Raw genomic sequence first — 21,212 nt, 5'->3', positions numbered from 1 at the left:
GGCGCCATGGACGACATCGTCATTGGCTCTCGCATCCTGGACGTCCTCACGACAGGCATGTACCCGGACGGGCTCGACGCGCTCCGAGAGTACGTTCAGAACTCCTACGACGCCATCCGACGGGCCGAACGCGCCGAGATCCTGAAGCCCAACTTCGGGGAGGTGGTGGTCAGCATCGACACCGAGAAGCGGGAGGTGGCGATCCGGGACAACGGCCTCGGCATCCCGGCCGCCGAGGCGCGGACGACGCTGCTGAGCATCGGGGCCTCGAAGAAGAGGGTCGGCGACGACGCCGGATTCCGCGGCATCGGTCGCCTGGCCGGCTTGGCCTACTGCGAAAAGCTCGTCTTCTCCACCGCCTACAAGGACGAGGCGCAGGCCACGGAGCTGGTGTTCGATGCCGCGGGCATCCGGAGGAGCATCTCGGCCACGTCGCGCACAGCCGAGAACGAGACCGCGGCCGCACTGCTGGGCCGGATGACCACGCACCGCCTTGTCGACCGCAAGCCCGGCATGCCGTTCTTCGAGGTCAAGCTGGTCGGCGTGAACCCCCGGGCATGCCTCTTCCTGGACGTCGAGGAGGTCCGCGCCTACCTGCGCCAAGTGGCTCCCGTCGAGTTCAACATGCAGTCGTTCGTCTACGGCCACTCGAAGATCAACCCTTTCCTGGAGGAGCACGGCGCTCGGCGGACCATCAACCTCACCCTCCTCGCCAACGGCCGGGAGGAGGCGGTCAGGAAGCCCTACAAGACCTACCATGAGGCCGGGAACAAAATCGGCAACCGGGTCGACATCGTGGGCATCGAAACCTGCGTCGACCCGTCCGATCCCCCACGCTGGATCGCTTGGCTGTCCACGGCGCGCGACCTCAAGGGCGTGATCACGTCCGAAGACGTGCGCGGCATCCGGCTCCGGTCGAACAACATCCTGATCGGCGACCACAGGACGTTCTCGCGCGTCTTCGAGAAGGTGCAGAAGTCCTACTTCCGGATGAACGGGTACTATTCGGGGGAAGTCCACATCCTGGACACCGACATCATCCCGAATTCGCGCCGCGACTTCTTCGAGGACAACGAGGCGTGGCGCGAGGCGGAGAGGACGCTCATCGACTGGGCACGCCCGCTTGTGAAGCGCGTTTACCAGAACGTGGACGAGCGCCGGCGGGGGGCCGACCTGGTGGAGCGGGATGCCGACATGGTGTTCGAAGCCGTGGACAGGGAGGCCGCCCAAGGGTTCGCCACCGACGCCCTCCGCGCCCAGGCCATCGACAGGCTCCGCGAGCAGGAGGAGCGGATCGACAAGGCCATGACGGCCGAGCGGACGGCGGAGGAGGCCGAGTCCCTGCGCCGCAAGAAGGAGGAGGGCGCCGCCCGCCGCGCGAAGCTGATGGAGGGGCCCCGGTCGCTGATCGACGAGAGCTCCCTGAACCGCGACGAGCGAAAAATCTTGAGGCTGGTCATGGACGTCGTGCACAAGGTCTGCGGCGGTGACTTGGCGACAAAGGCCGCGCAGGAAGTGAACAGGAAGCTCAAGGCCAAGCGGGCCAGGAAGGGTTGACGGGCCGATGGACACTGGCGACAGATCCGCGGCGTGGACACGGGGGCGGTGGTGACGGGACGCAACATTCTTCTCATCGAGCCGGGCTACCGGAACAAGTATCCCCCGCTCGGGCTGATGAAGATCGCCCAGTACCATGGGCCGCGCGGCAAGAACGACAACGTCCGCTTCATCAAGGGGGAGGACAAGTCAGTCCTCTCGATGGGCTGGGACCGCGTCTATGTGGCCACCCTGTTCTCGTTCGAGTTCGACCGGACCGCCCACGCCATCGACTTCGCGGTCAAGGCGGCCAACGGCCAGCGGGAAAAGGTTTTCGTCGGCGGCATCGCGGCCTCCCTCGCGCACGACCGCTTCAAGTCGGAGCGGCGCTGGCACGGCATCCGCTTCATCAAGGGCCTCCTCGACAAGGCCCCGGCCGTCTCGCTGCAGTTGGACGACTTCGCGGAGGAGCTCTACTCCGACGACCGGGCCGGCACGCCGATCGAGGACCTCGTGCCGGACTACGGCATCTTGGAGCAGGTGAAGTACCGCTACCCTGTCCGGGACGCCTATTTCGGCTACGCGAGCCGCGGCTGCATCCGGAAATGCCACTTCTGCGGCGTGCCTGTCCTCGAGGGGCCGCAACGGGACGCCACGTCCCTCACGTCTCTGGTGTCCGCCGTGGACAAGATCTACGGGCCGAAACGTGACTTGGTCCTGATGGACAACAACATCACCGCGTCGGCCCGCTTTCGGGACATCATCGCGGAGATCCGCGACCTGGGCTTCACCCCGGGCGAGAAGCTCAAGCGCGAGCATGAGCGCGTCGGGTCGCTCCGGCGGGTGGACTTCAACCAGGGGGTCGACGCCCGCATCCTCGCCGGCGACCCGATGTATCTCAAGGAGCTGTCGACCATCTGCCTGTCCCCGTTGCGGATCGCCTTCGACCACATGGGCCTGCGGAAGCCGTACGAAAAATCGGTCCGCATCGCGCACGAGTTCGGCATGAAGGACCTCTCCAACTACATGCTGTTCAATTTCCACGACAGCCCGGCCGACCTGTTCGCGCGCATGCACCTGAACGTGCGGCTCAACGAGGAGCTCGGCATACGCATTTGGTCGTTCCCGATGCGCTACCAGCCCGTCGACCGGACCGACCGCAATCACGTGGGCGAGAGGTGGACGCGCTACCAGCTCCGCTCAGTGCAGACCATCCTACAGGCCACCCACGGCATCGTGAGCGGCAACCCGGAGTTCTTCGCCAGGGCCTTCGGGTCCACGGCCGCGGAGTTCGAAGAGATCCTGTTCATGCCGCACGACTACATCTTCTTCAGGGACTGGTTCGAGTCGGGTGGCGGCCAGGCGGTGCGCGACGAGTTCGCGGCCGAGGCGCGCCGCCTGACGCCGGAGGACCGGGCCGAGCTGCTGGGCCTGCTCTCCTCCTGCCCGCCGAGCGGCATTGCCGGGCTGGGCGCCATGACCGCTAACCCGGCCCTGCGCCGGATCCTTCCCTACTACGTGCCGATGAGCAAGGAGGATTGCGACCGCAAGTCGAGGGAACTCAGGCAGGCCAAGGCCGCGCCGCCCGTGCCGGCGGAAGAGATGGTCGAGGACGCCGGGCTCGACGACGACCTGGAGATGGCCGCAGCATGAACGGCACCGACGTCGTGGTCGGCAAGGACATCTTGGAGCTCCTCAGTTCCGCGATGTACGTGGACCCGCTCACCGTCTACCGGGAGTACGTCCAGAACGCCGCCGACGCCCTGGCGGCCTCTGTGGAGGCGGGACTGCCGCCTGACCCGGCGGAGCCCCAGGTCGCGGTCACCATCGACCCGGGCGCGCGCACCGTCAGGATCAGGGACACGGGGGCCGGTGTTCCCGCGGACACGTTCGCGGCCCGCATGACGGCCATCGGCGCTAGCCCCAAGCGCGGCACCGGCGCGCGCGGCTTCCGGGGCGTGGGCCGCCTAGCCGGGCTTGCCTACTGCCGGGAGCTGACGTTCCGCTCGCGGGCCGCCGCAGGCGAGCCGGTGCGGGAGATCCGGTGGGACTGCGCCAAACTCAAGTCACTGCTCCGGTCGGCCGAGTACGCCGCCGGACTGCCGCAGTTCGTCGCCGATATCGTGGACCTGGGCGAGGCCGCGGACCCTGCGCGGTATCCGGACCGCTTCTTCGAGGTCGAGATGGGCGGCATCATCCGGCATCGGAACGACGCCATCCTGGACGCCGGCACCGTGTCGGAGTACCTGTCGCAGGTGTCCCCGGTGCCGTTCTCGCCCGAGTTCACACTCGGGGCCAAGATAGACGCGTTCCTGCGGCGGCACACCGCCCCCGGGGCCATCGAGATCCGGGTCAACGGCGGCGAGCCGCTCGTCCGTCCCCACCGCGACGCCTTTGAGGCCGACGACGGGAAGCCCGACGCCTTCACCGACGTCGAGTTCAAGGAGCTGCCGGGACAGGACGGCGGCGTGGCCGCCGTAGGCTGGCTGCTCCACCACGGCTACCGGGGAGCCATCCCGAGCGCGGCGCTGGTGAAGGGGCTGAGGTTCAGGTCCGGCGACATCCAGGTCGGCGGCCATAACCTTGCCGAGGACCTGTTCCCGGAACCGCGGTTCAACAGCTGGACGGTGGGCGAGGTCCATGTCCTCGACCCGCGGATCCTGCCCAACGGGCGCCGCGACAACTACGAGGAGTCGGTCCACCTTCGCAACCTGCGGAACCATCTGTCGCCCGTCGGACGCGACATCGCCAAGCGGTGCCGCACGTCGTCGGCCAAGCGGAAGTGGCTCCGCGAGTTCGAGTTCCACGAGACCGTGGCCCGGGAGAAGCTGGCCATCCTCGCCCAGGGGACGCTGGGCGAGGCGGCGCGCAACGCCATGGTGGCCGAGGTGGAGCGTTCCATCGCCCCCATGGCCAAGATCGCAGCCATGGAGGACTTGGCCGCCGAGGCGGAGGCGAGGCTCCGGCCGAAGGTCGAGGAACTCCGCGGAGAGTTGGACACGCTCGCGGACCGGAGCCCAGCCGAGAGCCCGATGGCGCGGCTTCCGGTGGAGAAGCGCGCCATGTACGAGCACCTGTTCGAACTCGTCTACGAGTGCGCGGCGAACCGGGTCGCGGCCAAGGCCCTCGTCGACAGGATGATGCTCAAGATCTTGTAGCCCCGGCGTCCCGTACCCACCCCCCGGTCTAACCACACCGAGGCCGTCCACATACGTGTGGGTGCCTGTCGAGAGCTGCATGTTGGACCGACGGCAGCGCCGTCTCGGCATTCACGTCGGACGCATCACCACGTCGGGCGAAATCGCAACCAGCAGGTTGGCCAATCTTTCGCTCGCTGCCTTGTCTCCAAGCGGGCTTGGAGAGAGGAGCGTGCAATCCTCTACTCCTTGGATATGGTGGAGATAAGCCCAAGACTCTGAGGGTGGAGGAAACAAGACGAAGCCCCCCATCGGATGACATCTGATCACCTCGCCTTGCGTAACCCACCCGACGGTGCGCCTGTATTTTTCTACGGTATGGGCCTTCGCATCTTGGGGCCTCTTCACCGCATGATGTTGCGGGCTGGCAAGACATGCATCACCGATCATTAGAAACCGCCCCGCTGGCGTCGTGATCCTGATTAGATAGTCCGGAGAACATTTCTCCTCCGATCCGAAATACGGTCGGTCCTTGTCGAATTTCTGATGCATGGCTGCCCATTCCAGCACCGGCATTCCGCGCTGATGAACGGGAGGAATATTGGTGTAGTCTATGAACGTAGGGTGAGCTTCGTAGTCCAACTCGAGAACGACATCGTCCCGCTGCAATCTCCATGAACACGAATGCAATTTGTTTACCGGGTTGAGGAAGCAGGAACCGGCGAAGCCCCATCGTCTGAACTCCTTCGCGAGCCAGACCGCCCCCCAAAGCTCCCACAATCTATTCAGATAGATAGGAGGATAGTGCGATCTGGCCGACTCCACCGTCGAAATAGCTTCTGAAAGGCGGGGTGCGAACGCACGTAGTAGATGACGCAGACGATGGTCTCGCTGGAATATCGGACCTAGATATATACCGGTTTGCAGTTCGCCGTCTCTGCAAAGACGGGACAGCATTCCCTTCAGCCCAGCGATCTCGCGCAACAGTCCGCCTAACCGCTCAGTAGATTTATGAAGCTCCGGCAACCTACCGTCCGGATTGTTCCTCCCGACTCTCTCCTTCAAAAGTTGCAGCTCCTCAGCGACCTCGTCGCCCGACCGCCGGAGCATGTCGTGCCTCTTGGCTGCCCAATGGGAGACGATCGCATTCTCCGGCAGCGGGATATCGCGTCTCGACCGGGGCCCTAACTCGGAGAAGGGATCTCGACGGATCGAATCCGCGAATTGCAGTTCGTCTTTGACGTGTTTGACGAGTTCCTGGACAGCCATATGTCCGCCGCTGTTGCCTCTACGGCTCCACGCTCGATCAGGGCGCTGGTCGATTACGTCCCAGGTGGCGTTCACGCCGAGTTCAGACTCGATGTCCTCGATCATGGCGATGACGTCACGATAGTTGAGCAACGCCGTCGGAACGATGTAGCATCGTAATACGGCGTCTTCGGGGACTTTGAGGGACAGCGAGATTTCGCCAAAGCGGCGATCGCGTGCTATCTCCTGCTCAAAATTCCAGCGCTGCCAGCTTGCCCCCTCCGGCGCGGGGTCGGTGAGCTTTTCGAGCTTAGTAGTCTTATCCCCCGATTGAGCACCGTATCCCCTGACTAGAATGTCGAGGTACGGACGATCGTCGCGGATACCGTACCACGAGGTCGACTTCCACGCGTACTGAACGTACTCGCCGTCCTCGCCCATGACGCGTACAGCTTCGATCATGGAGCCCACTACTGCCATGGAGACACAAATCCGAGACGGGACTGTTGCCGTGCCAGCTTGAGGCGACGGCGGGTTCGTCGCAGTTCTTCCATTCCGTCTACGGCTTTATCCAGAGCATCCAGAGCGGGCTGAACCTGATCAAAGGCACCGGACAACTTGACGAGGACACGGCTTGCCAGAACCCGATCGACCAGATCGTCTCGGCTGAGAAGATCCTTGCCTTTGAGATCCAATCGATGATGGAGACCAAGAAGGGCCCTGATATCCGAGAGCGCTCGTCGGGATGGAAGGAGGTCATGTCTCAAATCGTGCTCGAAAACAGCTTTGTGCAGGGCTTGTAACACCTCGTTGATCCGTGGATCAGTAGTCGCACCATCGACCGTCGCGACCGGAAGCCCCGAAAGTGGCTGGATCGAACCGAAGTCGGGCAGCCCGACGGGGCTCTCGGCATCCCAATCCACTTGTTCAAGTTCGAGAAGGAAACACCGGTCGATCACCTTCGGCGAAGGTGGCCGCGAAGAATCATCGATGTTCATCGTCCCGAGGACGCGGCATGGCGCGATCCTTGTGTCCGGGGTCATCGCGCCTCTACCGCCATCCAAGGCGTAAAACATGCGTGACAAATAGTATTCCGGACGTGTTAGGTTGAATTCGTCAAACAAAACGATGTGTGACTGGCTTTGATCTTCTAGAAGACGAAACAGCAGTCCCTTTTCGGCGAAGAGCGGGCTGTCATTTTCCCAATGCGCCTGGACGGCAACCTCGTGGAACGTCTTGCCGGACTCCATACCAAGGATCCGTGCAATCGTCCGGACGAGGGTCGACTTTCCGCAACCAGGCGGGCCCGCGAGGAGCACGATCGGGCGCACCGCGAGTGCGAGAAGCACGACGATGATGTCGTCGAAACGCTGATGCGGAGCGGCCGATTTCAGCGAGTCGCGGAGCTTCTCCAGGGCGTATGAAAATTGCGCATCCGGAATCCGCGTGCCCCAGTCCGAGCCACGATCCTGTCTTGGATCTGGTCCTCCGGCGGGTGCGGTGCTTGCCGGTCGCTCCGGTCCAACTGACGATTCTTCGTCTGGGACGTCACCATCCTGATCGCCTTTTTCAACATCAACCGCTCGCTCTTCCTCGACTGCGCCGTGTGAGATCGATGGTCGATCGGTCGTTTCCAGGTCGGACCATGGCTCCGAGCGATCGTCCTGCAACCCTTGGCTACCTACCTCGACGATGATAGGAGCTTCCTTCGGCTGATTATCAGCCGGGATCAGTTGCTCTTCATCAAGCCCGTCCTTCACGACGCGTTCGAGTTCCTCAGCCGAGACCCAGCCGCGATCCGCGGTCAGGGCGACGATCTTGGACATGCCGAGGTCGAGAACTACATCCTCCGCCTGATCGACCGCCAACGTACTGGGCTTAAGATCGCCATCGAATGGATTTAATGCCGCTTCTTCACGTTTGCGGTGTGGGGCTGCGTCGATCCAGAGCGTAGATTTCGTATCGCGCACCTGATCGGAATGAACGGTCGCCCGCTGCCGGACTGGATCCCAATGGACACTCATCTTGCCTGGAGATTGTAGGACTTCCAGCGCCTTGAAGTTGCGCCCTTTGCGTGCCTCCACGCCAGCCGCTCCGCCGGGCACCAACCGCATCTTCGGACGCGATCCTGCCGCCAGCGGGGGAAGGCCTTCGATGGGCCTCATTCCGCCGTCATCGATAAACGGATCGTTGGGATCTAGGATAGTAAACTGCTCCTCAGACTCCGCTGTTTGCTTGATGCCGATGAGCAACGGGTACGGCAGTGTCGATTCCAAGGCTGGCTTGACGACGGCGCCACCCTGTTCGTCTGAGTCCCGGAGCCGGGGTGGGGCATAGTTGTGGAGCCTGTGAGCAAGACCGCCGGCTGCGGCGGCGATTGCAAAGGACGTGCCGACGCGAAGCACCTTCGGCCGATGGCGATCGGGAAAGAACGCAGAAAGTATCGCTTCCTCAAATTCAGGGAGTAGACTCGTTCCTCCGGCAAGAAGGATGAAGTCGATGAGACGGTAAGCGTCACCTGGGCCGTTTACCTCACGCTCGCTTAAGCGGGCTTTGCTTATCCTTCGCGCGTAGTCGGTATTTGTATGGTTGTTGTACAGTCGCTCGCATAACCTCTGGAACAGTTGCCCAAGGGACCCGGCGAGGGTCTTGGAGACGGACCGCAGCATCTTCTGGGTGATGACCATAGATGCGTCGCCCGGAGAGATTTCAACGGGCGCATCTTTTCCGGTCTGACTCGCGCTGACCTTCGCCCTCTCGATCGCTCTGAGAACGCGATCACGACTCTCGAGGTCCTTGTCCGCGCGTGGTTCTAGGACGCCCAGTGCCTGTGCAAGTTGCTTGTCGACCCACCGCCCGGCATGATCGACGCTGTCGCCCCTGAGCGCACGGATGCGCTGGTCGCGTTGGGCACCTGTTGTGTCGACGTCGACAATGGCCTGATCCCGTCGACTGACGACCAACGTCATGTTCGCTGTCGACGCGCCCACGTCGATCACCAAGATGACGTTGTTCGCGCCGCTCTCGAGTTTCAGCGTGCGCTTCAGAAGTCGGAAATACTCCGCCACCATCTCGGGTTCCGGGATGATCGTGACGTCCGGCAACGCCGCTTCGAGCGCATCTCTATAACGGGTACGCGTCTTGTCGTCGCCGATGGACGGCATCAGCGCATATTTGCGGCGCTGCCGATATTCGACGGGCAGCTTGTCGAGAATCTTCCGCAAATATTCGCGAAATACCTCGTCGCGATCCAATTCCCGGAAAGGAGTGCGCGGATCTCTCCTGTCATAGTACATCTTCCGCACGGGTTCCGCGCTGTGAAGCATCCAATCTTTGATGTCATCGATCTGGAAGAACCATTCGGCGTCCTTAGGGCGATCCAGTTCGAGGCTCCAGATCTTGCGATCCATCACTTTCGGGTCGGCGACGATGAAGCACGTCGAAGGCCGAAACGGCTGCGTACCATTTTGTAGTAGGAACCTGAACGCTGTTTCGGTTTCGGACATGCGCTAGTCAAACCTTCGATTATTTGGCGAGGCGCGGAGAAAGGGTTCGGCGAACGCGGGCGGGCGCCCGCTAATCGCCTTCGACATTTCTTTGCGACAATGGCGTGTTCGCGCGATGCTGGCAATCGGATCGTTGACGGAAGGCGGCGCGACGTTAGTCAGAACGTGGACGGGACGTCCCCGCCGGCGCGATCAAACGGGTTGGATCCTTGGCCGACGAGGGATCAGTCGCGATTTCCACATTTGAGCAGCATCTGAACCGCCGCGAATGTCCATGACACCAAGTTCTATCCCGACCTGCTAACCGATAGTGTTGAAAAACTCCCGGACCCAGCAGAGCGAGAAATTTTCCGTCTTATTTTGACTGTATTGCGCAGTGATATCGCTTTGAAGGCCGGCAGAACAGCGCATTATTGCGTAGAAACGGCTGCGAAACACTCGCCAGAGAGTTTTTCAACACTATCCTAACCCGAAGCGGACATCCCGCGTTACCGCGGGTAGTGTCTCAGTTTGAATTTTGACGTGGCTTGACCGGGTGTCGCCCCGCCGCCTCCGGTGCTATATGCTTAGCGGAAAGTATAGCACAGGGAAGCCCTGCCGATGTCCGATTTCCCGCCCGACCCTCCGTGGCTCCACCTGCTGACGCAAGCAGACCTTGCGTGGCGCGACCGGGAGCTTGCAAAGGGGCGCGACGCAGACGCGCACATTGAGGCAGAGCTGCGCCGCGCCGAGAAGTGGCCCACGAAGACGGATAGGTACGATGCCTAAAGGACCCCAAGGCCAGAAGCGCCCTGGCGACGTGATCGGCGCCGCCATCATGGTGGCGAAGATTGCTACCGGAGAGATTGAGGAGAGCACCCAATCTACGGACGGCGCCGACTCGGTCAAGCGTGAGGCAGGCAAAAAAGGGGCGGCGGCTAGATCATCTGCTCTTGATCCTCAAACGCGTCGCGAGATTGCTCAAAAAGCGGCAAGCGCACGATGGGAGAAGAAATAGAGGTAGGCGTTGCTAGCATCAGGTCAGATATCGACTGAATAAACCTTGTGGCGTCCATGCCGCCGAAACATAGCCGCGCCCATTCTGCGCACATTGGGCGCCAAAGATCGTCTCCCGACAATGTCAGTCGTGATGCAGCAGCGGATACCCATTCGTGATGATCCGTTAGCGACATAACCTGCGAGCACGCATCAGCGACATCTGAGAACTGCCGGCCAACTCGATCAGCTACACTCCCCCAATTCTTACGCTTCAGGTCTTCAAACACAACCTGCTCCGGTGCGTCGCCGCCAGGAAGTAGGCTGCACCCAGGAGATTCGGACTGATCGCCATCCAAAAACACTCCAGTGGGGCGAGGAAAGCGCTTCTGGAATGCCATAATTCCTAGATTGCGCCCAACGCTCGCGGCTCCGTACGTTGTAATCAAGCAGCGCTCAACCAGTCCTTTGCTGTGACAGACGATTATTTCACGCAGCATTGTGCGTGCGCGGTCGTCCTCCACATATAGGTCACATTCAGGATTGGGATACTCATCCATTCTGGACATAGCGAACTCTGGGCTTACGCCCGCCATAATGTGCTTCCCACGATGCCCCTGCATTAGGTAAAGGCGGGCTTCTAGCGGTAGTTCCGCCAATACATAAGGGGAATGCGTTGAAAGTATTATTTGAAGCTCTCTCTCCTTGCAAAGCGCAGCAAGGTCGCGGATAAGGCGACGCTGAGCCCTTGGGTGCAATGATGTCTCAATTTCATCAATTAGCACTAGGCCATATTGCTCAGGATCAACCTGCAAAAATTCTGCGATTGTTGTTTGTCCGCTGCCTGAATTGTACCCTGAATAAATTACCCCTTGCTGACCGAACACGGGCACCTTTCTATCTTCGGAAGCATCGGTCACAGCAATTCTTGCGCTTTCGTATGGCCAGCCCATGATCTGGCTAAAGCGGGCAAGTCGGTCCTTATCAAAATGTTGTGCGGATTTCTCAAGCCTCGCTTCTTTAGCGAGTTTGCTATAGCCAATCCTCGCGGAAATTGGCTGAATGCGACGCAAATCGATGTAACTAACATTACGCTGGGGCCGCTCTGGGTTGCCTCTCCAGCGCTCACCTGGAAGGCGGACATCATAGGGTTTCGTCTCTTTGCCCTGCCGCACCGTGGAAACTATCTTGGCGCCACGGGGGTCTTCCCAAACTGTTTTTGGGAAGAAGTCAGAGGCAAACCAAGATTCCCGTTCTGGAGGTGCGTTGTTGGTCGGCCGGTACGAAGCCGCTGCGCACTGTAGAACAGTGCTTTTTCCTGTTCCATTTTCGCCCACTAGAGCGACAATCGGAAATTCAAATGGAACCCTCTGCCCGTCCCACCCACGCAGCCCAGTAATCTCAAGCGACTCGAGGAACTGCGGCCAGCCAGTACGTTGCTGCCACTTTGCCGCAAGCCTTCTCATTTCGCGACTGTTGCTCACTGCCCGGCTCTCCGTCATTCCGGCTGCCGCCAAACACCGCCACCGAGCGCGCCGCGTGCCGCCGATTTCCGCCTATCCATACGATAGTGGTGGTGCTAATTCAATAGGAGACCGGCAGTAACCCCGTGGCACTGCCGTGAAAATGAACTTTTTGCTTGGCAGAGGAGTGCTGACCACCTACACTACAGCCATGAACAAGCTTCCTCTCGCCAAGCGCGTCCAGATCCTTTCCATGCTGTGCGAGGGATCGTCCATGCGGTCGATCTCCCGCGTGACGGACGTGTCGATCAACACCGTGACCAAGCTGCTGGTAGACGCGGGGGAAACCTGCCTCGCGCTGCATGACGAACTGGTGCGCAACGTGCGCGCCAGCCGCATCCAGTGCGATGAGATTTGGTCATTCTGCTACGCCAAGGAGAAGAACGTCGAAAAGGCCAAGGCCGCTGGCGAGGATGCCGTCGACGTGTGGGCCTGGACGGCGCTGGATGCCGACACGAAGATGATCGTCTCCTACTTCGTGGGCGACCGCTCCGGCCAGTCCCCCATCGCGCTCATGGACGACCTGTGCGGCCGGCTGGCGAACCGAGTGCAGCTCACCACCGATGGGCACAAGGCGTACTTGGAGGCGGTGGAAGGGGCTTTCGGCGGGGATGTGGACTTCGCCCAACTCATCAAGCTCTCCGGCGACATTCCGGAGGCTCACAAGGGTCGCTACAGCCCGGCGGAGTGCACCGGCATCCGCAAACAGAAGGTCGAGGGCAACCCCGACCTGAAGCACGTTTCCACGTCCTACGTGGAACGCCAGAACCTCACGATGCGGATGAGCATGCGCCGGTTCACCCGCCTCACCAACGCCTTCTCCAAGAAGCGGGACAACCACATCCACGCGCTGGCGCTCTACTTCATGTTCTACAACTTCACCCGCATCCATAAGAGCCTGAAAGTGTCCCCCGCCATGGCGGCCGGCGTCACGGATCGGCTGTGGAGCATGGAGGATATCGCCATCGCCATCGATGCACGGGCGGAGCCGCCGAAGAAGCGCGGGCCGTACAAGAAGCGGGAGAAGGAGGCGGTAGCTTAACGGCTTCGCCCCGTTTGCGGTTGCCTCTTCCCCCCGAAAGTGCGATTCTTCGCCTTATGAGCGACGCTGTTCGTGAAGCCACTGACTGCTTTATCGGCTTGGGCATTGAGGCCCATAAGCCGCTAACGCCGTTGGAAATCCAGAAGATGCTGTATTTTCTGGAGGGGCTGCACTTGGCATTGGTGGACGCCCCGCTTTTTGATGAGAATTTCCAAGCATGGAAGTTCGGGCCGGCCCTTCCCAGCGTTTATCGGCGCCTCAAGCGGTTCGGCGATGGGCCTGTGAGCCCGGCGGTTATTGACACCAGACTGGGATCGACTCTGTCCGAGTCCGTTCTCGGAATGATACGGCTCGTCTATGACGTGTTCTCCAAGTTCGACGCCCCAACATTGGTGGGGTTGACGCATCTACCGGGAACCCCCTGGGCTATTGTGAGGAACGAAAAAGGCATTCCGAGAGGAGAGAACTCGGAGGAGCCTATTGATATTGAGCTTATTGCGGACTGGTTTAAGTCTAAATGGCTTGAAGCTGTTAAGCCGGCCGGACACGCAATTACATTTTACGACAAAGAAGAATTTCCGGAATGGGCGACGGCATAAGGCTTCGTTTCGCTGTCCGCGCGTCTGACCCTTTCGAGCGTCAGATGAGGGAGATTGAGGATGCATACCCTCAACTCAAGGGGTTTCTGAACGCAATCGTATCGGCATATGACAACGCCATCGAGGGGCGCTCTGGAGAGCGCACGGTAGCCAAGTACAAGCCGCGACAGAAAGCTGGCCCAAACGAACCGCTGCATACGTTCAGCGAGATCGCCGTCTTCCTCCGGTTCGAGGACGCTATCGCTTACATCGACGGCTTGTGGTTTCGCGACATTGACGTGGCGGTCGGCGTCGCGAGAAACATCAAGCGCGCTAGGCAGGCTACCGGAAATTCAAACTGAGACACTACCGCCGTTCCTGAACCTGGAGCGCCAGGCTCGCCCAGCCCTTGCGCATGTCGGTGTGGCCGCTGGCCAGCCAGCCCCGCACGCCGCTCGGCACCGGGATCATGCCAGGGCGCCGACGACGGCCGCCGCCAAGGCCGGATCGACCGGCCCTTCCAGGCGCAGTCGCGCCCGCCGGGCAGGATGACCTCGAGGATCGCCGCAGGGCGCGCGGCCGGCATCACCGGAGGCGGCAATGATCCAGGAGGTTCCGGCGCTGGCGGTTCGGTGGCGACCGGTTCCGGCGTGATGGTCACCGCGACAAAGGTGGACGGTTCGGCCACGGCGGTGCCGGAGGCCGTCATCAACCGCCGCCAACGATACAGCAGGCTCTCGTGCACGCCGAACCGGCGGGCCGCCTCCGTCACCACCACGCCGGGCCGGAACGCCTCCTCGACCGTCCGCACCCTCTCCGCCGGCGTGTAGTTCCGCCGCCGCTCCGTCCCCGTCAGAACCTCGACACGCTGGTAAGCCATGACGTTTGCCACTCGTTTGCGTCCGCGCGATGACGCGCCCCGCAAACCTCGGACGCCGCACTCTACCTTGCCAAGGCGGCGCTCAGCGGATGCGTACCTTGCTCATCACCCCCTCCACTGATGTCGGCGCTGTCGCTTCCAGTTTCGATGCCCGCGATCGGATCGCCATTGGTCATCCCATGCCGTAGGCGGCCGGCGTAGTCGCCCGGAGATCCGCACACTGTCATCGTTTACCTCGGCTGCTGCGGACCAGCGCAGCTCTGCAAGCGTTCGTGGATAGCGCCGCATCTGGCCGACGAGACGCCCAAGACGCGGCTTGCCAGTGCCAGGGACCGGCACACGGCGAATTCTGAACATGGCCTTTCTCCGCTAGGTGACTACCTAGCGGAAAGCCAAGGCCTCCTCGCTGCGACGACGCTGCATGACCAGGGCTCGTGTACGACAATGGTCGCAACATAGTGCGTCGGGGCCGTTGCGCCCAGTCAGCCCATGATCAATGTTCTCAAATCCGGTGCCCCGTTCTGCACCATCGATTGCGTTCCGCTTATCGAATGGCTTCGCCATCCTTCGGAGGGGCTGCCGCCGTCGTACTGAGGGTCTCTCCATCCTGTGTGCTCAGCCCCTTCGGGAACTCCGCCTCGCCTTCGAAGAGGGCGACGATGGCGGCATCAGGAGCGTCAAAGTTGTCAGCGATGTTCTTCACGCCCAACGCGCCAGCAGGCTTCCGCTTCTCGTTGGTCATTCTGGCTCCTCCGATGTGTCAGTCACTATATCACCGAGCCGAGGCGGCTCGAAGTCGAAGTCGGCCTCCGGAACGTTCTGACGCAGCATGTCTACCAGCGACTGCGGCTCTGTTCCCGCCTCAGGTGGAGCCTCAGCATGCAGCATGTCGTCGTCACGCGGGGGATTGCCGACGCCGGAGCGCGCCAGAATTTCCTTAGCTTTGGATTGCTTCTGTTCACTGGCCATTCTGGTATCTCCCAAAGCCGTCTCTACAAGGCGAAGACCGACTGAAAATGGTTGATACTGCTCTTATAGTAATAAGCCCACCGCAGCGTTGTCTCGAAGACACTCTTAGAACATACACATGCGGCGCAGATGACCGGTCTAATTATGCAATTTTGGAAGCTCATCGCAATGCACCATCCCACATGAGCTATTTCAGAATGGTCCTTGGTCAACGGGTCGTGTCCCCACCCGCGGCATGCTCCTGCGGTCGGATGTGGACACAAGCGGGGTGCAGCGGGTCAGGTCACGTCCCTGGGCGTGGTGCAGGAGATGTGGGGAACCGGCCCGCCGAAGAGCCCCCAGAGAAGGCGTAGGCGGGCCGAACCGCTCACTCCTTGGGACGCTTGCGGCGGGACGGCTGCCCGGCGGCGTCGATCTTCAACGCTTCCAGCATCTGGGACGGATGAACGCCGAGCGCCAGAGCGAGATCGACGATCATCGCCAGCGACGGATTCGACCGCCCGCGCTCCAGGTCGCTGAGGTAAGGTACACTCATGCCTGCACGATAGGCCAGTTCCTCCTGGGAGAGGCTATTGGCGACGCGCAGATCTCGCAAGATGGCGCCAAACTGAACGGCAACGTTGACCATCCGCTGGATGGCACAGTGTTGCCGTTCCGATCACCATAAGATATATCTGAAGTCGCTCGATGCTCGCGGATGCCATCGCTCGGAAACGATGGCTCAACCGGCTGACGGCGAAGGACAGCCACATTCTGCGCCGGAGAATCACGATGGCCGACCCAACCGCCCTTGCACGTCCAACGCTCCGGCATCTACTCCTAGCCGGTTGGTGTGTGCTGTCCATGAGGACCGGCGCGCTCGCAATGGACGCACCTCCTCAGATTCCTCTCGATGCAGGTACGTTGGCGTCTACCCAGGCGCCCATCGAAGGTGCCAGTCGTGTACCGCTGCCCGAAGGCAGTCCGGCCGACGAAGCAAAGCCTGCTGCCACGCAACGGATGATTCGGGTGTACTACACAGACACGCAAGGTGGCGGCACGACGGCGTCGTTCTTTCCAGTTTCCATGAGTGGTCCGTCCGCGGCGTGCGGAATGCCGATCACTGAACATCCCCTCTGCCGCGGCGTCACCCTCCAATGCCAGCGTGCCGCTGATGGCGCCTTTCGCTGGGTCATCAACGGCTTTTGCGAGTAAACCATGCCCCGCATCTTCATCATCCTCGTCAGCTTGGCCGCCGCGGTGCTCGGCGGATGCCAGACGACGGCACCGGTCGACCGCGCCCAACTCGGAAAGATCGTCCTAACAGGCAGCAATTACGCTGATGAAACGGTGAATTGGGAGGTGCCACCGCGCGATAGCGTTTTCACAGGAGCTTATCACAGCAAAACCCCCATCGTGGTGCCTGGCGCACAAACGATCACGACCGGAGAAGTGCTGTCGCTGATCGCCTCGAGCCCCGACGCGGTGCTCATCGACGTGCTCGGAGGCGGCGCCCACGCCACCATTCCCACGGCACTCTGGTTGAACGGTGCGGGGTTGGGCGAGAACCTCAACGACCGGGTGCAGGTCCGTATGGCCGAGCGCCTGAACACCCTTACCGCAGGTGACCGTAGAAAGCCGCTCGTGTTTTTCTGCCTGAGTGCCCAGTGCTGGCTGTCGTACAACGCCTCTCTGCGCGCTGTGGCTTTGGGCTATACCAACGTGAAGTGGTATCGCGGAGGGCAGACCTCCTGGATGGCTGCCGGTCTGCCCACGGAGACCTCGATCGAAAGTCGCTAGTGCATTGACGCAGACATAGGATTCATAGAGCGGCGCCGACGTGCGATTCTGTCGGCATGGCTCAGACCGTCAGCGTCATCGTTGGACCGGAGGATCGTGCGCGCTTGGCCTCCCAGATGCGCTGAACGGCGCGCAGGCTGATGCCGACCGTCTTGGCCAGCGCCCGGCCCGTCCAGTGAGTAACGGCGCCGGGTGGTTCCGAACAGGTCAGCGCCAGCACCTTGCGCGATGTCCTCGGCCGCATCGCTGATCACCCGATCAACGGCATCGCCGACCTGCTGCCCTGGAACATTGCCGCAGCGTCCGCAGCCTGAACGCCAACGTCAACCGGCAATCGCCGCAGCTCCCAGCCGAGGCTTACAACCCAGACGCTTCCGCTTAGGTAGTGTTACCCATAAGATGAGAACGGGCGGCACCTTGCGGCCCCGCCCGTTCTCATTTTATACGACCCAAGCCTCACTTCATGGGACACGCCACAAGCCCCAGGCGGTGAGATTTACCGCGCCGCCTTCCTCCGCTCACTCGGCATCACCCAAGGCATCTGGTCCAGCGTTTCCATGTCGATGACCTCCCGGCCGCTTTGCACCGCCATCTCGGCCGCCAGAGCGAGCAGCTTGCAGGTCTCGCCCGTAAGTCCTTCGGCCAAGCGGTGGATCCGGCCAACCAGTTCTTTTGAGCGGAAGCTACTTTCCTGCTTCAGCTGCAGCCCCTGGGCAAAGCGCCCAATGAACACGGCGTATTCGTTGGACACCGCCCAGCGGGGAATCCCCATGGGCTCGAACCGGTTGCCAAGTTGCTGGTCGGTCTGAAAGACGCGCACGGCATCCTGGGTTCCCAGGGCGACGACGGATATCTTCAGTTCGTTGCTCAGGCTCTTGAGGCTGTTCAGCACCATCGAGCGTTGGTCGACCTTGCCAACCAGCAGGTTGTTGACCTCGTCCACGATTACCACCCGCGTCCCCACCGCGCCGAGAAGAACCAGAAGCTGGTCCCACTTGCTTTGGGCTCTGGCGGTTGAACGGTATGGCGCCTTCAGGGCGCGCAGGATGGCGTCGTAGAAGCCGTTCACGTCGGCGAACGGAGGAGATTGGAGGTAGACCACCGGGCGCTTGCCGTAATCCGGACTGTCTTCGCTGGGGCTGTGGTCCCGCACGAACTTGTAGGCGAGCGCCGTCTTCCCGTTGTTCGTATCGCCATAGATCAGGCTGCAAGGCGGTCTCGGCACGTTGGGGTGGTTGTACAGCCAAGCCAACCGGTCGAGCACGGCCGTTCCGGTGTCGTATTCAACGTAGCGGGGGCTCCTGATCCGGCGAATCCGGGTAGCGATGTCTTCGGCAGACATTCCCAGTTCCAGCGAACCGCCCCCAGCAAACGGCTCAAGATGCATCACCATTCCTCCACGCCCGTCCTGATCTCACTGTCGTCGAAGTCGAAGTCCGTTGCGGAGGTCGAAGGCTTGGCCGGCGTTCGCTGCTCGTTGTCAACCACGAGTGCCAGATGTCCCTCGCGCTGACGGGGCGTTTTTGGTGGGGGCGTTTTCAGCGCCACCGGTTCTGGCGACTGCGGCGGATCCAGCGTCAGGGCGGCGCGATGCTTGCGCAACTCTGCCCGCTTGGCCTGCTCCCGGCGCACGCGCTTGGTGTGCTGCGCCGCCTCGGCCGTGATGCGGTGCATCTCTTCGTAGGCTTCGAAGATGGCGGCCTCGTTCTCCGCCGCCTTGCCCTGGCGCCGCAGGTAGGCCTCGACCGCCCGGTAATCCCACAGCGAGATTGAGGGGCGGCCATAGTCCCTATAGGGGATTTCCACGTAGTCACCCAGGCTCGGGTCGAGGAAGTAGAGCTTCGAGATATCGGTTGGGTCGCGCCGAACCTTGAACTTTCGCCGGCGGCGCCCTTCATCGGCCCGCACCCACTGGGAGAGCAACGGGTCGCGGTACCAGATCTTGTCCCAGACGATGCCTTCAGGCTGTACCGTGCGCTCAATGAAGGGTAGGAAGTCCAGACGGAGGCGGCGCGGGTCCTGAATCGGCTCGGGCAGGCCACGGCCGCGCATGCGGTCGCTGCCGACGATACCCTCGTTCCACCGGGCCAGCGGTGGGAAGCCTATCCCCTCATGAACCTTGTTGTGGTAGATGCCAACGATACGGTTCAGGAGCCATCTCCGAAGCTCCTCCAGCGTCATCTTTGCCTTGGCTTCGGACTTGTACTCGCCCCGCTGCTTGGGGTTGGAAAAGGTGGCGCCGGGCAGCGCGTGAATCTTCTTGCCCAGCGCGCCGCACAGCCGCTCGATATGTCCGCCGTAGTGCGGGGTCTTGGGCGGGCGGAACTCGTAGCGTACATCATGCTGGTCCAGCGTGTCCTGGATCAGGTAACTGCGGAAGTCCTTACCGTTGTCGGAGTGGATCATGCGGGGCTTGCCCCACACCGGCCACTCACCCTTGATGCCGAGTCGCTCCAGTTCCGCCGCCTTGCCCAGCATGCCTTGGCACAGGCACAACCCCACGGCGAAGGCGCTCGGATGGTCCAGCGACAAGTGATAGCCGACCACCATGCGGCTGAAGACGTCGATGGCCAGCGTCAGCCAGGGGCGGCCGATCGGCAGACGCATCTCCTCGTCCAGCACGATGATGTCGAGCAGCGTGTGGTCGATCTGCACGACGGCGAGCGGCGAATCGGCACCGGGGAACTCCCCCTTCACCGAACCGAACTTGTCGCGCGCCGCCTTCTTGCCCTCGCGCTTCAGCACCTTCTCCCTGGGGTCCACCGCCCGGAGGCGATCACGGATCGTGCTTCCGGCCGGCCTGGTCAGCTTGGCGACCCGACAGCGACGATGGACCTCGATGATCACCTCCTCGCCGGTGACCTTCTGTTTGGACAGGTAGAGTTCCTTGATCACGCTCTCGATGACCGCCTCGATGGCGGGATCCAAGCGCTTGGGCATGGCCCTGCCCTTACGCCGCGGAGCGAGGTCGGACATAAGCCGCCGGCCTTCGTAGGTCTTGATCCAGCGGTAGAGCGTGGAAAGCCCAATTCCATGTTGCTCGGCCACCCACTTCACGTCCTCGTGGCTGCGGCGCTCGCAGCGGACCAGCGGCTTGATGATGGCGAAGCGACGCTTCGCCTCGGCCAGATCGTCGTCGGGAAGGCTGTCCAGGAGCCGCTTCGGTTCCGCCTTCTCCTGACCATCCGGATACGACAGCTGGGAGACCGGCACCACCTGCGTCTCCTTCGTCTCAGCGTCCTCGATCAGAACGGACGAGGCCGTGACCGCCTCCAAAATGGTGCAAGAGCGCCCCTGGTGCTTCACGGCCGCGCCAGGACTGTAGCTGAACCGCTTTGTCATGCGCTTCCTCTCCTGGGCCGCCGAAGCACGGTCCGCATGGTGATCGGCTGGTCGAGGTCCGCCATGATCTCGAAGCGCGCGACCAAGGCCCACAGACTGGGCAGCACCCGCGCGCGGTCACCGGCATCGCCGGCGACGAGATCGGCCAGTTCCTGCACGGTGACCGGTTCCCGGCCCGTCGCCTCGAGCATCCGGTCGCGAAATGCCGGATCTGGCGGCCGGTCACGGAAGGGAAGCAGGAAAGTCGCGTTCTCCAGCCTTGGGGTGCGGATCTCCTTCTCGGTCACCAGCGCGAAGACCCAGCCGCGCTCGGCGGCGTAATCTCGGGCCGCGGCGAATCGCTCTTCCAGAGATCCGGTCAACAGGTGCTGGTCGGTGGAGTACTTGACCTCGACCAACCGTGTCGGCCGTGCAGCGTCCTGGTAGGTCACGAGAAAGTCCGGAACGTAGTGGCGCTTGGTTCCCTGGCCGACCCGGTACTCGATGCGCACCGGTTGCTCCTCGATGCCGGCAACGGCCGGGTCGAACCGCTGTAGAAGGGCGAAGTCCCGCTCCAACGTCGATTCGACCATGACGGCCGCCCGGCCAGCCCCCATGGGCACCCGACCACCGACGCTTCGGTAACAGAGCCCGATTTTACGGACCGACATGGAACGACCCCACAGCTACAACCAGTGGAATATCCGATACGCAACCC

18 protein-coding genes and 1 pseudogene are annotated in these 21,212 nt (G+C 61.9%); 9 read left to right on the top strand and 10 right to left on the bottom strand.

Translation table 11 applies throughout. From position 1 onward, the window contains the following. The first annotated feature begins 6 nt into the window (after positions 1 to 6). Genes TSO221_RS03295 through TSO221_RS03285 form a run of 3 tightly spaced genes read left to right on the top strand, consistent with a single transcriptional unit; the run spans position 7 to position 4,694 of the window. Positions 7 to 1,557: an ATP-binding protein gene (locus TSO221_RS03295; protein ID WP_109117052.1), complete on the top strand. Its 1,551-nt coding sequence runs from the start codon at positions 7 to 9 to the stop codon at positions 1,555 to 1,557. A gap of 51 nt (positions 1,558 to 1,608) precedes the next feature. Further along, entirely contained in the window at positions 1,609 to 3,189 is a 1,581-nt protein-coding gene (locus tag TSO221_RS03290) for a radical SAM protein (RefSeq protein ID WP_109117076.1), read from the top strand. Further along, complete coding sequence (locus TSO221_RS03285) at positions 3,186 to 4,694, top strand: ATP-binding protein (RefSeq protein WP_109117051.1); 1,509 nt, start codon at positions 3,186 to 3,188, stop codon at positions 4,692 to 4,694. Before TSO221_RS03290 ends, TSO221_RS03285 begins: the two co-directional genes overlap by 4 nt. A gap of 111 nt (positions 4,695 to 4,805) precedes the next feature. Here the strand turns inward: TSO221_RS03285 and TSO221_RS34835 are convergent, their stop codons facing one another. The 3 genes from TSO221_RS34835 to TSO221_RS34830 form a co-directional block, all read right to left on the bottom strand. Further along, positions 4,806 to 6,383 (bottom strand): hypothetical protein, encoded by a 1,578-nt coding sequence (locus TSO221_RS34835; RefSeq protein WP_146208692.1) that lies wholly within the window; start codon positions 6,381 to 6,383, stop codon positions 4,806 to 4,808. A gap of 8 nt (positions 6,384 to 6,391) precedes the next feature. Beyond that, a complete protein-coding gene (locus tag TSO221_RS03275) occupies positions 6,392 to 9,427 on the bottom strand; it encodes an AAA family ATPase (RefSeq protein WP_109117049.1) in 3,036 nt (1,011 codons plus the stop codon). Between the two features lie 917 nt (positions 9,428 to 10,344). Further along, on the bottom strand, positions 10,345 to 11,886 hold the full coding sequence (locus TSO221_RS34830) for an AAA family ATPase (protein WP_158283981.1): 1,542 nt from the start codon (positions 11,884 to 11,886) through the stop codon (positions 10,345 to 10,347). Positions 11,887 to 12,076: 190 nt separating this feature from the next. Between TSO221_RS34830 and TSO221_RS03255 the strand changes: the two genes are divergently transcribed. The 4 genes from TSO221_RS03255 to TSO221_RS36260 all read left to right on the top strand — a co-directional run bounded on the left by TSO221_RS03255 (position 12,077) and on the right by TSO221_RS36260 (position 14,375). Further along, a complete protein-coding gene (locus tag TSO221_RS03255) occupies positions 12,077 to 12,967 on the top strand; it encodes an IS1 family transposase (protein ID WP_199229372.1) in 891 nt (296 codons plus the stop codon). 56 nt (positions 12,968 to 13,023) lie between these two features. Next, positions 13,024 to 13,566 (top strand): type II toxin-antitoxin system antitoxin SocA domain-containing protein, encoded by a 543-nt coding sequence (locus TSO221_RS03250; protein ID WP_109117046.1) that lies wholly within the window; start codon positions 13,024 to 13,026, stop codon positions 13,564 to 13,566. Beyond that, complete coding sequence (locus TSO221_RS35870) at positions 13,551 to 13,907, top strand: hypothetical protein (protein WP_109117045.1); 357 nt, start codon at positions 13,551 to 13,553, stop codon at positions 13,905 to 13,907. Before TSO221_RS03250 ends, TSO221_RS35870 begins: the two co-directional genes overlap by 16 nt. A gap of 270 nt (positions 13,908 to 14,177) precedes the next feature. Then, positions 14,178 to 14,375: a hypothetical protein gene (locus TSO221_RS36260; protein ID WP_247877899.1), complete on the top strand. Its 198-nt coding sequence runs from the start codon at positions 14,178 to 14,180 to the stop codon at positions 14,373 to 14,375. A 594-nt stretch (positions 14,376 to 14,969) separates the two neighbouring features. Here the strand turns inward: TSO221_RS36260 and TSO221_RS03230 are convergent. The 3 genes from TSO221_RS03230 to TSO221_RS36760 form a co-directional block, all read right to left on the bottom strand. Beyond that, entirely contained in the window at positions 14,970 to 15,167 is a 198-nt protein-coding gene (locus tag TSO221_RS03230; protein ID WP_109117044.1) for a hypothetical protein, read from the bottom strand. After that, positions 15,164 to 15,394, bottom strand: coding sequence for a hypothetical protein (locus tag TSO221_RS34825; RefSeq protein ID WP_146208690.1), 231 nt, complete (start codon positions 15,392 to 15,394; stop codon positions 15,164 to 15,166). The genes TSO221_RS03230 and TSO221_RS34825 overlap by 4 nt, the downstream gene beginning before the upstream one ends. Positions 15,395 to 15,761: 367 nt before the next feature. Beyond that, entirely contained in the window at positions 15,762 to 16,022 is a 261-nt protein-coding gene (locus TSO221_RS36760) for a helix-turn-helix transcriptional regulator (protein ID WP_109117043.1), read from the bottom strand. Positions 16,023 to 16,081: 59 nt separating this feature from the next. Between TSO221_RS36760 and TSO221_RS34820 the strand changes: the two genes are divergently transcribed. After that, on the top strand, positions 16,082 to 16,588 hold the full coding sequence (locus TSO221_RS34820; protein WP_146208689.1) for a hypothetical protein: 507 nt from the start codon (positions 16,082 to 16,084) through the stop codon (positions 16,586 to 16,588). Positions 16,589 to 16,591: 3 nt separating this feature from the next. Then, the gene (locus tag TSO221_RS03220; protein ID WP_109117042.1) at positions 16,592 to 17,173 is read left to right on the top strand and encodes a rhodanese-like domain-containing protein; all 582 of its coding nucleotides are present in this window, start codon (positions 16,592 to 16,594) and stop codon (positions 17,171 to 17,173) included. A 100-nt stretch (positions 17,174 to 17,273) separates the two neighbouring features. Here TSO221_RS03220 and TSO221_RS03215 read toward each other — a convergent pair. The 4 genes and pseudogenes from TSO221_RS03215 to TSO221_RS03200 all read right to left on the bottom strand — a co-directional run. Next, a pseudogene (locus TSO221_RS03215) lies at positions 17,274 to 17,396 on the bottom strand (IS630 family transposase); the annotation flags it as partial. 273 nt (positions 17,397 to 17,669) lie between these two features. After that, on the bottom strand, positions 17,670 to 18,566 hold the full coding sequence (locus tag TSO221_RS03210; RefSeq protein ID WP_109117041.1) for a TniB family NTP-binding protein: 897 nt from the start codon (positions 18,564 to 18,566) through the stop codon (positions 17,670 to 17,672). Next, positions 18,560 to 20,515 (bottom strand): Mu transposase C-terminal domain-containing protein, encoded by a 1,956-nt coding sequence (locus TSO221_RS03205; protein WP_109117040.1) that lies wholly within the window; start codon positions 20,513 to 20,515, stop codon positions 18,560 to 18,562. Before TSO221_RS03205 ends, TSO221_RS03210 begins: the two co-directional genes overlap by 7 nt. After that, the gene (locus TSO221_RS03200; protein WP_247877898.1) at positions 20,512 to 21,087 is read right to left on the bottom strand and encodes a TnsA endonuclease N-terminal domain-containing protein; all 576 of its coding nucleotides are present in this window, start codon (positions 21,085 to 21,087) and stop codon (positions 20,512 to 20,514) included. Before TSO221_RS03200 ends, TSO221_RS03205 begins: the two co-directional genes overlap by 4 nt. Between the last annotated feature and the right edge of the window lie 125 nt (positions 21,088 to 21,212).

Source organism: Azospirillum sp. TSO22-1 (assembly GCF_003116015.1).
In the GTDB taxonomy this organism is placed as follows: domain Bacteria; phylum Pseudomonadota; class Alphaproteobacteria; order Azospirillales; family Azospirillaceae; genus Azospirillum.
This window is presented reverse-complemented; position numbering and strand designations above follow the sequence as displayed.